The sequence below is a fragment of the Mesorhizobium sp. M7A.F.Ca.CA.001.04.2.1 genome (assembly GCF_003998485.1).
In the GTDB taxonomy this organism is placed as follows: Bacteria; Pseudomonadota; Alphaproteobacteria; order Rhizobiales; family Rhizobiaceae; genus Mesorhizobium; species Mesorhizobium ciceri.
In genome coordinates this window covers 1-13217 of the sequence record NZ_RZQT01000028.1, presented here as the reverse complement: position 1 = coordinate 13217, position 13217 = coordinate 1, and the positions used below count along the sequence as shown (strand labels likewise).

Here is a 13217-nt window from a genome sequence, read left to right as displayed (position 1 = left end):
ACATTGCGCGATCGCTGGCCCTACCTTGTCGAAAAGCAGCCAAGAGACTGTGGGGAACAGCCATGCGAAATGGAAGCGACGTCATCGTCGTCGGTGCCGGTATTGTCGGATCGAGCGCGGCTTATGATCTGGCCAAAGCCGGTGTGAAGGTCACGCTGGTCGAGCAGACCCATCCCGCCGGCGGCCCGTCGGGCAAATCGTCGGCGCTGCTGCACGCCTTCTACCTGATGCCGGAACTGTCGCAGCTATCCATCCGTGGCCGAGAGATCCTGGTGTCGCTGCCCGAAATCGCTGGCGAAGGATCCTTTGTCACCGAAATCGGCATGATGTGGGTCTGCGGCAACGACAACAAGGCGAGCTGGACGTCGGCAGCCGAACGCATCCGCGGCGAGGGCGCGCGCATCGAGACATTGTCGCCGCAGGCCTTTGCCGATGCCGCACCGGGCTTTGCCCTGGACAATGTCGCCGTCCTGGTATCCGCGCAATGCGGTGCGCGACAGCGCGCCGACCTGGAACTTTGCCGTCGTGCATTGTCATGGGCATCCGGTGCCGCTCGACGATCACGGCACCGCCCGGCATCTCCTGCAGCTTGTCGACGTGCTGGAGAAGGATCGCGACGATCGCTGGCGCATGCGTGAGCTCGGACCAGGCGGCATGGAGCGGCGCATACCTGGTATCATAGGGTTTGACCTGCCGATCGGGCGGCTCGAAGCCAAGTTCAAGATGGGCCAGGATGAGCGCCTCTACGACACAGGCGGAGCCATCAGGGTGCTGGAGCAAAACGATCCGGCGCTGGCAACGATGATGAAGGCGCACAACGCGCATCGCCAGGACTGACCGCCTGCATGCGGCAAGGAAAAGAACAATGATCCCCAATCTCAACATCGTGCCCTTCGTCAGCGTCGACCATATGATGAAGCTGGTGCTGAAGATCGGCGTCGAACGCTTCCTCGTCGAACTCGCTGGCTACATCGAGGATGATTTCCGCCGCTGGGAGCTGTTCGACAAGACGCCGCGCGTCGCCTCGCACAGCGCCGAGGGTGTCATCGAACTGATGCCGACCAGCGACGGCGAGGTCTACGGCTTCAAATATGTCAACGGCCATCCCAAGAACATGCGCGAGGGACGCCAGACCGTGACCGCCTTCGGCATGCTCGCCGACGTCCACAATGGCTACCCGGTATTGCTGTCCGAAATGACCATCCTGACGGCGCTGCGCACGGCGGCGATGTCGGCTCTGGCCGCCAAGTACCTGGCGCCGGCCGGCTCCAGCTGCATGGCGCTGATCGGCAACGGCGCCCAGGCCGAATTCCAGGCGGTGGCCTTCAAGGCGCTGCTCGGCGTCGACAGGCTGAGGCTTTACGATATCGACCGCTCGGCCACCGAAAAATGCATCCGCAATCTCGCCGGTCTCGGCTTCGACATGGTCGCCTGCGGCACCGCGCAGGAGGCGGTCGAGGGGGCTGACATCATCACCACCGTCACCGCCGACAAGCAGTACGCCACCATCCTCACCGACAACATGGTCGGCTCCGGCGTGCACATCAACGCGGTCGGCGGCGACTGTCCCGGCAAGACCGAATTGCATCGCGATATCCTGCTGCGCTCAGACATCTTCGTCGAATACCCGCCGCAGACCCGCATCGAGGGCGAGATCCAGCAGCTTGCGCCGGATCATGAGGTGATCGAGCTGTGGCAGGTGATGTCAGGCGCCGTGCAAGGCCGGCGCGATTCCGGCCAGATCACGCTGTTCGATTCGGTCGGCTTCGCCATCGAGGATTTTTCGGCGCTGCGCTATGTCAGGGATCAGCTGAAGTCGACCGGCCTCTACCAGGAACTCGACATGCTGGCCGACCCCGACGAACCGCGCGACCTGTTCGGCATGCTGTTGAGGGCGGCCCAGCAGGGTTGAGGCATAGAGTGTTCAGCCAGCCGAACCCCACATGGCATCCGGCACCACCACCAGCTTGCCGACGAAATCCTTGGCAATGAAATCCGCCTGCGCATGGTGGAAATCGGAGAGCTTGTAGACGCCACCGACCAGCGGCCGGATTTTCTTCGCCTCGATGTAACCAACGATGCGACGGAAATCCGCGCGCGTGCCCTGGCTCGAACCATGCAACTGCAACTGCTTGAGATACATCGTCCTGAGATCGAGTTGCACGACCGGACCGGCAATCGCGCCCGCGGTCGTGTAGCGGCCTTCGGGCCTGAGAATACGCAAGAGGTCGTTGAATATCGCGCCGCCGACCAGGTCGGCCACCACGTCGATCGGTTGGCCGCCGGTCGCTTCAATCACGGCTTGCGGCAGGTCTGCGACGCCACGGGTGATGACCGCCTCGGCGCCGATGTCCAGCACCGCCTGTTCCTTGCCCTTGCCGACGACGGCATAGGGAATGGCGCCGCGCGCTCGTGCCAGTTGTACGATGCCGGAGCCGACGCCGCCCGAGGCGCCGGTGACCAGCACGCGCTCGCCGGCCTTCAAGCCGGCGCGCTCCAGCATCTGTTCGCCGGTCAGGTAAGCGCAGCAGAAGGTGGCGAGTTCGACGTCGCTCATGTCGGTATCGACGACATGCGCATTCTCGGCCGGCACGGCCTGATATTCGGCATAGCCGCCGTCGCGGCCGTGGCCCATATAGTCGATGTCGGCGAGCGAATCGTCGTCGCGATTGTAGATGGAGAAATCGACCATCACCCGTTCGCCGATACGCTCCGGCGACACGCCTTCGCCGACGGCGGCGATGGTACCGACGGTGTCGGTGCCCTGGATGCGCGGGAAAACAAGCGTGTTGCCCTGGCGTCGCCATGTCGACACGGCAGCCGCATCCTCTTCCGTGCCATAGGCGCCCTGGCGCACCCAGACATCGGTGTTGTTCATGCCGCAAGCGCTGACCTTGACCAGCACTTCACCTGGCGCAGGCGCGGGCACTTTCACATCGCTACGGTAGACGAGTTTTTCCGGCCCGCCGTGCCCGACAAGCAGCACGGCGGCCATGGTGGCGGGGAGGGTTCTGGTCATGGCATTCATAGTCGATCTCAGAGATTGGCAAACACGCTCTTGACCGCATCGGCGGTCTTCGACACGACGATGTCGGCTTCCTCGCGGGTCAGGCAGAGCGGCGGCGCGAAGCCAAGAATGTCGCCCTGCGGCATGGCGCGGCCGATGACGCCGCTTGCGGCAAGCGCTGTCGCCACCTGCGGTCCGATCTTCTGCGAAGCGTCGAAGAACACCCGGTCGTCCTTGTCGGCAACGAATTCCACCGCTGCCAGCATGCCGTCGCCGCGGACGTCACCGACATTCTTGTGGCCGCCGACCGCCTTGGCCAGCTCGGCGCGGAAATAGGCGCCGGTCTCCTTGGCATTTGTCACAAGATCCATCTCGTCGAGCAGCTCGAGATTGGCGACGCCGGCGGCAACGCAGATCGGATGTGCCGAATAGGTCCAGCCATGGCCGAGCGAACCGAGCTTGTCGGAGCCCTCAACCAGCACCTGCCACATCTTGTCGGCGACGATGACGCCCGACAGCGGCGCATAGGCCGATGTCAGGCCCTTGGCGATGGTGATCAGGTCCGGCTTGATGCCGTAATGGTCGGAGCCGAACATGGTGCCCAGTCGGCCGAAGCCCGTCACCACTTCGTCGGCGACCAGAAGCACGTCGTACTTCTTCAACACCGCCTGGATCTTTTCCCAATAGCCGGCCGGCGGCGGCACGATGCCGCCGGTGCCGAGGATCGGCTCGCCGATGAAGGCAGCGACGGTTTCCGGGCCCTCAGCCAGGATCATCTCCTCGAGCTTGTCGGCGCAATGCTGCGAAAACTGCTCCTCGCTCATCGAGCGGTCGGCGCGGCGGAAGTAGTAGGGTGCCTCGGTGTGCAGGATCGGCGCGCGCGGCAGGTCGAAGGCGTTGTGGAACAGGTCGAGCCCGGTCAGCGATCCCGTCATCACGCCCGAGCCGTGATAGCCGCGCCAGCGCGAAATGATCTTCTTCTTCTCCGGCCGGCCGAGCACGTTGTTGTAGTACCAGATCAGCTTGATGTTGGTTTCGTTGGCATCCGAACCGGAGAGGCCGAAATAGACCCGCGACATGCCCTGCGGCGCGCGATCGATGATCATCTTGGCCAGCGTGATCGAGGCCTCGGTACCGTGGCCGACATAGGCGTGGTAATAGGCGAGGTTCTTCGCCTGGGCGGCGATGGCGTCAGCGATCTTCTGGCGGCCGTAGCCGACATTGACGCAATAGAGCCCGGCGAAGGCATCGAGGCTCTTCCTGCCATTGTTGTCCCACACGGTGACGCCTTGACCGCCGGCCATGATGCGTGTCGGGCTTTCGCCCCGCGCATGCGTGCCCATATGGGTCGAGGGATGGAAGAAGTGGTCGCGATCCCAGGCGGCGAGTTCGTTGGACTGGTCGAGCATTTTTTAACTCCTTGAGGGATGGCAGGACGAACCTAGGCGACGTCCAGACAGAGATACTTCAGATCGGTGAAGGCTTCGAGCCCGTGGCGCGAGCCTTCGCGCCCGATGCCCGATTGCTTGACGCCGCCGAACGGGATCGGCGCGCCGGTGATCTTGACGCGGTTGATGGCGACCATGCCGTAGCCGAGCGCGCGGCCCATGCGCTGCTGCCGGCCACCATTCTCGGTCACCACATAGGCGACGAGGCCATACTCGGTGGCGTTGGCGCGGGCAATCACGTCATCCTCGCTGTCGAACGGCGTCACGGCGGCAACCGGGCCAAACGTCTCCTCGCGCATGATCAGCGCTTCGTCACTGACATCGGCCAGCAGCGTCGGCTGGTAGAACAGCGGGCCGGCCTGGTGCCGCTTGCCGCCGGTGAGGCAGCGCGCGCCGTGAGCGATGGCATCGGCGACCTGTTCCTCCACCTTCTTGATGGCGCGCTCATGCATCAGCGGCCCGATGTCGATCTTCTCGGCTAGGCCATTGCCGGTCCGCAGCGTCTCGATGCGCTTGGCGAAGGCGGCGCAGAACCGATCGTAGATCGGACGCTGGACGTAGATGCGGTTGGCGGCGAGGCAGTCCTGGCCCGACGTGGCGAATTTGGCGTCGATGGCGATATCAACCGCTTTGTCCAGATCTGCATCGGCAAAGACGATCAGCGGGGCATGACCGCCAAGCTCCATCACCAGCCGCTTCATGGTCGGCGCGCTCTGGGCGGCGATCAGCCGGCCGATCTCGGTCGAGCCGGTGAAGCTCATGGCACGCACGCGCGGATCATCGCACATCCGGCCAACGATCGTCGAAGCCTTGCCGGTGACGATGTTGAAGACGCCCACGGGCAGGCCGGCGCGCTCGCCAAGTTCGGCCAGCGCCAGCGCCGACAGCGGCGTTTCCGAGGACGGATGCGCGACGATGGTGCAGCCGGCGGCAAGGGCGGCGGCTGCCTTACGGGTCAGCATGGCCGACGGAAAATTCCACGGCGTGACGACGCCGACGACGCCGAGCGGCTCGCGCCGCACCATCATCTCGGCGTTCGGCAGATGGCTGGTGACGCTCTCGGCGTTCAGGCGTTTTGCTTCTTCGGCATACCATTCGACGAAGGAGGCGGCGTAGTCGATCTCGCCCAGCGATTCCTGCAGTGGCTTGCCCTGTTCAAGCGTCATCAGCAGAGCCAGATCATCCTTGGCGCCGACGATCAGCTCGAACCATTTTCGTAAAATTTTCGAGCGCTCCTGCGGCAACAGCGCCCGCCAGGCCGGGAAGGCGCGCGCCGCGGCATCGATCGCCTTTGTCGTCTGCCGGCCATCGAGCGCGGCGACGAAAGCGACGGTCGTGCCGGTGGCCGGATCGGTGACCTCGAAGCTTTCGGCAGCCTCGCTTGCGGTCCAGTGGCCATCGACATAGGCGAGTTCGCGCAGCAGCCGGCGGTCGGCGAGGCCGTCGAGCGCTTCATGGCGATGCGAGCGGGCGAAATGCGCGGACATGGTCAAAGCCTCCCGGTTCGGACTGATAAGGGAAGACTATCCGCCCGATGCAGATAGAGAGGCTGTTTGGAAGTCCTGACGTAGAGAGACTCTCTCTATCGGGTTGCCCGGCGAGAGAATCTCTCCGCTCCTATGACGACGCCGGCAAAAGCTCTGCGATGGGCAGCGCCACCTCGTCCTTCACGGTCTTGATGACGATGTAGGTGAAGTAGCGATCGATGCCGATCTCGCGGTCCAGCAACCCATCGACCAGCCGCTGATAGGCGTCGATGTCGCGCGCCATTACTTTCAACAGATAGTCGACGCCGCCGCCGACAGACCAGCAGGCGACGATCTCGGGAACATCGCGTATAACGCGCTCGAAGCGGTCGAAATCGGCCTGGCGGTGGTTTGCCAGCGTCACCTCCATCAGCACGGTGGCAACGGGTGCCACGACGCGCATGGCGATCCTGGCGTGATAGCCCGAGACGATGCCGGCCTTTTCCAGCTTGCGCAACCGCATCCAGCACGGCGTCGGAGACAGGCCGACCTGCTCGGCCAGCGCCAGCTTGGTGATGCGCCCGTCGCGCTGGATGGCGTCGAGGATTTTCAGGTCGATCGGGTCGAGTTTCGCTGATGTCATCAGGGCTCACTTTTTCGTCCGAATACCATGACGGCGCATTATTTCGATTGTCAATTGCACTGATTTCGATCTCTAATAAGTCATGACATTGTGGCAACCCGATCCCGCGCTTATCCGGCGGCCGGCCTATCAGTCGCTGGCCGACCAGTTCGCGCGCGCCATCCATGACGGACGCCTTGCCAATGGCGCGCGGTTGCCGACCCATCGCAGGCTGGCCGACGACCTCAAGCTTTCGGTGCAGACGGTTAGCCGCGCCTATGAGGAACTGATCCGGCGCGGCCTGATTTCGGGCGAGATCGGCCGCGGCAGCTTCGTCCAGACGCAGCGCCGCGAGCCCGAGCCGCCCTATCTGCCGGAGCGGCTCGGTGAAGTCATCGACCTTTCGATCCTGAAACCGGTCTGCGAGCCGATGCATCTTGAGCGGCTGAAGCAGGCACTGGGATGGCTGGCTGAGAACCTGCCGTCGAGTTCAGCACTTTCGTTCCGGCCCAACATGGTGTTTCCCCGCCACCGCGCCGTCGCCGTCGAATGGTTGAGACTGTGCGGCCTCGATGCATCGCCGCAGAACGTCAGCCTGACCAACGGCGCCACCGCCGGCATGACAGTGGCGCTGATGAGCGTCGCGCCGCCGGGCTCTACGGTCGCCACGGAGGCGATCGGCCACCATACGCTGGTGCCGTTGGCACGCTATCTCGGCTTCAACCTGGAAGGCCTGCCGATCGACGACAACGGCCTGATTCCGGAAGCGCTGGACGAGGCCTGCCGGCTTTCCGACATCCGCGCGGTCTTCGTTCAGCCCTCGGTCATCAATCCGACGGTGACGCTGATGGATGCGCGGCGGCGAGAAGAGATCGCGGCGGTCGCGCGCAAGCACGATATCGCCATTATCGAGAACGATGTGCTGGGTCCGCTGGTCGAAGACCGGCCGCCGCCGGTTGCCGCGTTCGCGCCGGAGCGCACGCTCTACGTCACCTCCTTCACCAAGATCACCGTGCCCGGCCTGCGCATCGGCTATCTGGCCGCACCCGACCGCTACGTCGCCGCCGTCGCCAACCGGCATCTGGTTTCGAACTGGATGGCGACGCCGCTGGTGGCCGAGATCGCCACCAAATGGGTGACCGACGGCACGGCGATGGAGCTTGTCCACTGGCAGCGCGCGGCTTTGCGGCGCCGGCAGGATATTGCAGCGCAGGTGCTGGCGGGGGTCGACTATCGCGCCCGGCGAGACGGGCTGCATGTCTGGCTTCAACTGCCCGCGGACCGTGCCGAGGAAAGCTTTGTCGCCCAGGCCCGCCTGCAAGGCGTGGCTATCGCGCCCGGAACATCCTTCCGTATTTCGGGTGCGCCCTGGCACCCGGCGGTGCGTATCTCGCTGGGTTCGACCACCGAGGGGGAACTGCGCGCCGGCCTCGGCGTTGTCACCAAGCTGCTGCTTGGCGATCCGGAGCATCTGCTGCTCGCAATCTAGGTCCGGTTTGCCCGGAAATTGTGCGGAATCAGAATAATTGTCATGATATTATTTTCCCAATTGACATGATTTGGCGCGTTCCGCATCGTTAAGGGGTATAGGCTTCTCCAGCACGGGGAAATACATTTGTCCGCACCAGCGCCCATCATCAAGATCGACAGCATCTCGAAAAGCTTCGGCAGCTTCAAGGTGCTGGACGGCCTGTCGATGCAAGTCATGCCCGGCGAGAAGCTGGCACTGATCGGCCCGTCGGGTTCGGGCAAGACGACGATCCTGCGCATCCTGATGACGCTTGAGCGCATCGATGGCGGTCATATCCAGATCGACGGCGAGCAGCTCTATCACATGGAGCGCAATGGCCAGCTGTTGCCCGCCGATGAGCGGCATCTGACAAGGATGCGCCAGAAGATCGGCATGGTGTTCCAGCTGTTCAACCTGTTTCCGCACAAGTGCGTCATGGACAATGTCACGCTGGCGCCGATGCTGACCAAGGGCACGCCGCGTGCCGCCGCCGAAAGGCGGGCGATGGAACTGCTCGAAATGGTCGGCATGGCCGACAAGGCCAAGAACATGCCGGCGCAGCTGTCCGGTGGGCAGAAGCAACGCGTGGCGATCGCTCGGGCGCTGGCGCTGTCGCCGAAGATCATGCTGTTCGACGAGGTGACGTCGGCGCTCGATCCAGAGCTGGTCGAGGAGGTGATGAACGTCATGCGCAAGCTCGCCGCCGAGACCGACATGACCATGCTGCTGGTCACCCACGAGATGGGCTTTGCCCATGATTTCGCCGACCGGGTGCTGTTCTTCGATCGCGGCAGGATCGTCGAAGAAGGCAAACCGGACGAGATTTTCCGCAATCCCAAGCAGGAGCGCACGCAAGGTTTCCTGAAGAAGATCATCGCGGCCGGACATCGGGTCTGACCGCAATGCCCAGGGCGACGAAGTCGTCCCGAGGCGGCGAGGGCCGCCATGCAACAAAGCAAGACAAGAAACAAGGAGTTGGGAACAATGAACAAACTTGGCATTCTGGCCGGCGTTGCCGGTCTTGCACTGACGGCGGTGCTGGCCGCCTCGATCCCCGGTTCGGCCGATGACAGCAAGCTCGAGCAGCTCAAGGCGCAAGGTTTCGCCCGCCTCGCCATCGCCAACGAGCCGCCCTATACGGCGGTCGCCGCCGACGGCAAGGTTTCGGGTGCCGCGCCTGATGTGGCCCGCGAGATATTCAAGCGGCTCGGCGTCGCCGACGTTGCCGCTTCGATCTCCGAATATGGCGCCATGATCCCCGGCCTGCAGGCCGGTCGCTTCGATGTCGTCACCGCCGGCCTGTTCATGAAGCCGGAGCGCTGTGCTGCGGTCGCCTATTCGGAACCCGTGCTGTGCGACGCCGAGGCGATGCTGGTGAAGAAAGGCAATCCAAAGGGTTTCAAGAGCTATGAGGATGTCGCCAAGGATACGACTGCGACCATCGGCGCGCCGGGCGGCGGCACCGAGGAGAAGCTCGCGCTCAATGCCGGCGTGCCACGCGATCGCGTCATCGTCGTGCCGGATGGCCAGAGTGGCGTGAAGATGCTCCAGGATGGCCGCATCGACGCTTATTCGCTGCCCGTCCTGTCGATCAATGATCTGGTCAAGAAGGCCAACGATCCGAACCTCGAAGTCATCGCTCCGGTGCAGGGCGCACCGGTCTATTGCGACGGCGCCGCTTTCAAGAAGGGCGACGAGGCACTGCGCGACGCCTTCGATGTGGAACTGGCCAAGATGAAGAAATCGGGCGAGTTCGCCAAGATCATCGAGCCCTACGGCTTCTCGGCGGCAGCCGCGATGTCGACCAGCCGCGACAAGCTCTGCGCGGCGAAGTGATCCTTCCTTCTCCCCGTTCAACGGGGAGAAGGTGTCACGAAGTGACGGATGAGGGGCGGCGCCAAACCTTCGCAAGTTCGCGCCGCCTGCCGGCATCTTCTCCCCGTAAACGGGGAGAAGATGCTAAACCCAACGTTGGAAACCGAATGACCCAGTGGTCCGGCTATTTCGGCCTGATATTGCAGGGAGCGCTTGTCACCATCGAGCTGACGCTGATGGGGTCGGTGCTGGCGCTGATCATGGCCTTCCTCGCCGGCATGGGGCGCGTGTCGCGCTTCTTTGCGCTGCGTTGGTTGGCCACCGCCTACATCGAGTTCTTCCGCGGCACCTCGATCTTCGTGCAGTTGTTCTGGGCCTATTTCGTGCTGCCCTTCATCGGCATTTCGCTGACCCCGTTGCAGGCCGGCGTGCTGGCGCTCGGCCTCAATGTCGGCGCCTACGCCGCCGAAGTGGTGCGCGGTGCCATCCAGTCGATCGGCCGCGAACAGTATGAGGCCTGCACAGCGCTCAATCTCGGCCGCTGGCAAGGCATGCGCCACATCATCCTGCCACAGGCGCTGCTGGTGATGCTGCCGACCTTTGGCAACAACGCCATCGAATTGCTCAAGGCGACCGCCGTGGTGTCGCTGATCTCGCTCACCGACCTGACCTTCCAGGCGCAGGTGGTGCGCGCCCAGACCGGCAACACCCTGGTGCCGTTCACCACCATCCTGATCATCTATTTCATCCTCGCCCTGCTCATCTCGTGGGGCGTGCGCTCGCTGGAACGACGCATGGCGCGCGGCCTCGACGGGGTGCGTGCCTGATGGCCAACTCCCTTCTGATAAATTGGGCCTACTGATGGAATGGGATTGGAATTTCGTCTGGGAAATCATGCCAACGCTGATCCAGGGCGTGAAGATCACCATCCTGGCGACGCTGCTCGGCTCGGTGCTGGCGGCGATCGTCGGGCTTGGCATTGCGCTGGCGCGCCGCTCGCCCAACAAGGCGTTGTCGCGCACGGTCGGCTGGGCGGCTGAATTCATCCGCGGCACGCCGCTGCTGGTGCAGCTCTATTTCATCTTCTACGTGCTGCCCGACATCGGCATCCTGCTGCCGCCGCTGGTCGCCGGTGTCATCGGGCTCGGGCTGCATTACGGCACCTATACGGCCGAGGTCTATCGGGCCGGCATCGACAATGTGCCGCGCGGCCAATGGGAGGCCGCCAAGGCGTGCAATTTGAGCGCCAGTCAGACCTGGACCCACATCATCGTTCCGCAGGCTATCCCACCGATGATTCCGGCGCTCGCCAATTACTTTATCGCCATGTTCAAGGAAACGCCGCTGCTGTCGGCGATCACCGTGCTGGAACTGATGAACCAGGCCAAAAGCGTCGCCAACACCTACTATCGCTATATCGAGCCGATCACCCTGGTCGGTGCTTTCTTCCTGGTCATCAGTCTGTTTTCGGTCGTGTTGCTGCGCTGGCTGGAACGCCGCTACGGCAAGATCGAGAGGTAGCCGATGAAACCCTTGCCCGAGATCAAGGTGTATCCGAAACGGCCGGCACTGGATGCGCGTCCGCTGGAGCGGCGCGTCGGCCTGATCATCCTGGCCACCGACCACACCAGCGAACCGGATTTCCGCCGCATGGTGGCGAGCGAACGCGTCGGCGTCTATGTCGCGCGCATTCCCTATGCCAACCCGACGACGCCCGAAAACCTGCGCAAGATGCAGCCGGCGCTGACGGCGGGCGCGGCCCTGATCCTGCCGGATGAGCCACTCGATGCCGTCTGCTATTCCTGCACTTCGGCCTCGGTGGTGATCGGCGATGCCGAGATCGAGGCGGCGATCCAGGTCGCAAAGCCGGGCGTGCCGATAATCACCCCGCCGATGGCGGGCGTGCGCGGGCTGCGTGCGCTGGGCGCAAGCAAGATCAGCATCCTCACTCCCTACACGGTCGAGACATCCAGGCCGATGGCCGCCTATTTCGCGGCGCACGGCTTCGAGATCGTCAGCTTCACCTGCCTCGGTTTCGAGGACGACCGCGAGATGGCGCGCATCGCACCGGCAACGCTTGTCGAACTGGCGCGTGAGGCGACCGACGCCAGCGCCGATGCGCTGTTCGTGTCCTGCACGGCGCTGCGTAGCGCCCTCGCGGTCACCGGCATGGAAAAAACTATTGGACGTCCCGTGGTGACCAGCAACCAGGCGACCGCCTGGAATTGTCTGCGGCTGTGCGGAGATGACACGCCGCGTCCCGAATTCGGCCGTCTGATGACGCAGCCATTTGCCGCCTGATTGATGATCATGACACAGGTCACTCTTGAGCACATTCGCGCCGCGCATGAGCGCATTGCCGGCAAGGTCGAGCGCACGCCGACCGTGCTGTCCCAAACTCTTTCCGAAGGGCTGGGCGTCCCCGTCCACCTCAAGCTCGAACACCGGCAGACCACCGGCAGCTTCAAGCTGCGCGGCGCCTCGAATGCCGTCGCTTCGCTCAGCACCGCGGAGAAGGCGCGTGGCGTGGTCGCGGCCTCGACCGGCAACCACGGCCGCGCGCTGGCGCATGCGGCGAAGCTTGAGGGCATGCGCGCCGTGATCTGCATGTCGCGGCTGGTGCCTGAAAACAAGCTCGACGGGATCCGCCGGCTGGGCGCGGAGGTTCGCATTATCGGCAACAGCCAGGACGAAGCCCAGCAGGAGGTCGATCGGCTGGTGGCGCAAGAGGGGCTGGTTATGCTGCCGCCCTTCGACCATCCCGACATTGTCGCCGGGCAAGGCACGCTCGGGCTTGAGATGATCGAACAGGTCCCGGATGCCGCCCTCGTCCTGGTGCAGTTGTCGGGTGGCGGGCTCGCCTCAGGCGTTGCCGCGGCCATCAAAGGCGTCAGCCCCGGCACAAAGATCATCGGTGTCTCGATGGCGCGTGGCGCGGCGATGAAGGCCAGCCTCGATGCCGGCCGCCCGGTGCTGGTGGAAGAATTGCCGACGCTGGCGGATTCGCTCGGCGGCGGCATCGGCCTCGACAACCGGCTGACCTTCGCCATGTGCCGCGACCTGCTCGATGGTATCGTCCTGCTTAGCGAGGACGAGATCGCCGCCGGCATCCGTCACGCCTATGCGCGCGAACGCGAAATCGTCGAGGGCGCCGGCGCGGTCGGCATCGCCGCGCTGCTCGCCGGCAAGGTCAGGTCGGACGGGCCGGTGGTCGTGCTTCTCTCCGGCCGCAACATCGATATGGACGCGCACCGCAGGATCGTCTGCGGCGAGGCGCCATCGCTCAAGGAGCACGCCGCATGAGCCGGATGACGATCCTCACCGAGCAAGAATTGCGCGCGATCGTGAC

General features: G+C 64.0%; 13 protein-coding genes and 1 pseudogene. 10 read left to right on the top strand and 4 right to left on the bottom strand.

Annotated elements, in window-relative coordinates; all coding sequences use genetic code 11:
* Window positions 1-62: 62 nt before the first annotated feature.
* The 3 genes and pseudogenes from EN955_RS11635 to EN955_RS11625 all read left to right on the top strand — a co-directional run.
* Window positions 63-431 (top strand): annotated as a pseudogene (locus EN955_RS11635) (FAD-dependent oxidoreductase); the annotation flags it as partial.
* 1 nt (window position 432) lies between these two features.
* Entirely contained in the window at window positions 433-837 is a 405-nt protein-coding gene (locus tag EN955_RS11630) for an FMN-binding negative transcriptional regulator (RefSeq protein ID WP_338101304.1), read from the top strand.
* Between the two features lie 28 nt (window positions 838-865).
* Window positions 866-1912: an ornithine cyclodeaminase gene (locus EN955_RS11625; protein ID WP_024502307.1), complete on the top strand. Its 1047-nt coding sequence runs from the start codon at window positions 866-868 to the stop codon at window positions 1910-1912.
* 12 nt (window positions 1913-1924) lie between these two features.
* Here the strand turns inward: EN955_RS11625 and EN955_RS11620 are convergent, their stop codons facing one another.
* The 4 genes from EN955_RS11620 to EN955_RS11605 form a co-directional block, all read right to left on the bottom strand.
* Window positions 1925-3028 carry an alcohol dehydrogenase family protein gene (locus tag EN955_RS11620; RefSeq protein WP_013530321.1) on the bottom strand — a complete coding sequence of 368 codons (1104 nt, stop codon included), beginning with the start codon at window positions 3026-3028 and terminating at the stop codon, window positions 1925-1927.
* An 8-nt stretch (window positions 3029-3036) separates the two neighbouring features.
* On the bottom strand, window positions 3037-4416 hold the full coding sequence (locus EN955_RS11615) for an aspartate aminotransferase family protein (protein ID WP_024502308.1): 1380 nt from the start codon (window positions 4414-4416) through the stop codon (window positions 3037-3039).
* Between the two features lie 32 nt (window positions 4417-4448).
* Window positions 4449-5942, bottom strand: a complete 1494-nt coding sequence (locus EN955_RS11610; RefSeq protein ID WP_024502309.1) for an NAD-dependent succinate-semialdehyde dehydrogenase — start codon at window positions 5940-5942, stop codon at window positions 4449-4451.
* Between the two features lie 130 nt (window positions 5943-6072).
* Complete coding sequence (locus EN955_RS11605) at window positions 6073-6564, bottom strand: Lrp/AsnC family transcriptional regulator (protein ID WP_013530324.1); 492 nt, start codon at window positions 6562-6564, stop codon at window positions 6073-6075.
* Window positions 6565-6646: 82 nt separating this feature from the next.
* On the opposite strand from EN955_RS11605, the gene EN955_RS11600 reads away from it, so the two are divergent.
* The 7 genes from EN955_RS11600 (at window position 6647) to eutB (ending at window position 13171) form a co-directional block, all read left to right on the top strand.
* A complete protein-coding gene (locus tag EN955_RS11600) occupies window positions 6647-8032 on the top strand; it encodes a PLP-dependent aminotransferase family protein (RefSeq protein ID WP_024502310.1) in 1386 nt (461 codons plus the stop codon).
* A 126-nt stretch (window positions 8033-8158) separates the two neighbouring features.
* Window positions 8159-8950 (top strand): ectoine/hydroxyectoine ABC transporter ATP-binding protein EhuA, encoded by a 792-nt coding sequence (gene ehuA / locus EN955_RS11595; protein WP_024502311.1) that lies wholly within the window; start codon window positions 8159-8161, stop codon window positions 8948-8950.
* Between the two features lie 87 nt (window positions 8951-9037).
* Complete coding sequence (gene ehuB / locus EN955_RS11590) at window positions 9038-9889, top strand: ectoine/hydroxyectoine ABC transporter substrate-binding protein EhuB (protein WP_013530327.1); 852 nt, start codon at window positions 9038-9040, stop codon at window positions 9887-9889.
* Window positions 9890-10035: 146 nt separating this feature from the next.
* Entirely contained in the window at window positions 10036-10695 is a 660-nt protein-coding gene (ehuC, locus tag EN955_RS11585; RefSeq protein WP_013530328.1) for an ectoine/hydroxyectoine ABC transporter permease subunit EhuC, read from the top strand.
* 34 nt (window positions 10696-10729) lie between these two features.
* Window positions 10730-11389, top strand: coding sequence for an ectoine/hydroxyectoine ABC transporter permease subunit EhuD (gene ehuD / locus EN955_RS11580; RefSeq protein ID WP_024502312.1), 660 nt, complete (start codon window positions 10730-10732; stop codon window positions 11387-11389).
* Between the two features lie 3 nt (window positions 11390-11392).
* Window positions 11393-12169, top strand: a complete 777-nt coding sequence (eutA, locus tag EN955_RS11575) for an ectoine utilization protein EutA (protein ID WP_024502313.1) — start codon at window positions 11393-11395, stop codon at window positions 12167-12169.
* Between the two features lie 9 nt (window positions 12170-12178).
* Window positions 12179-13171, top strand: a complete 993-nt coding sequence (gene eutB / locus EN955_RS11570; protein WP_164756388.1) for a hydroxyectoine utilization dehydratase EutB — start codon at window positions 12179-12181, stop codon at window positions 13169-13171.
* The last annotated feature ends 46 nt before the right edge of the window (window positions 13172-13217 follow it).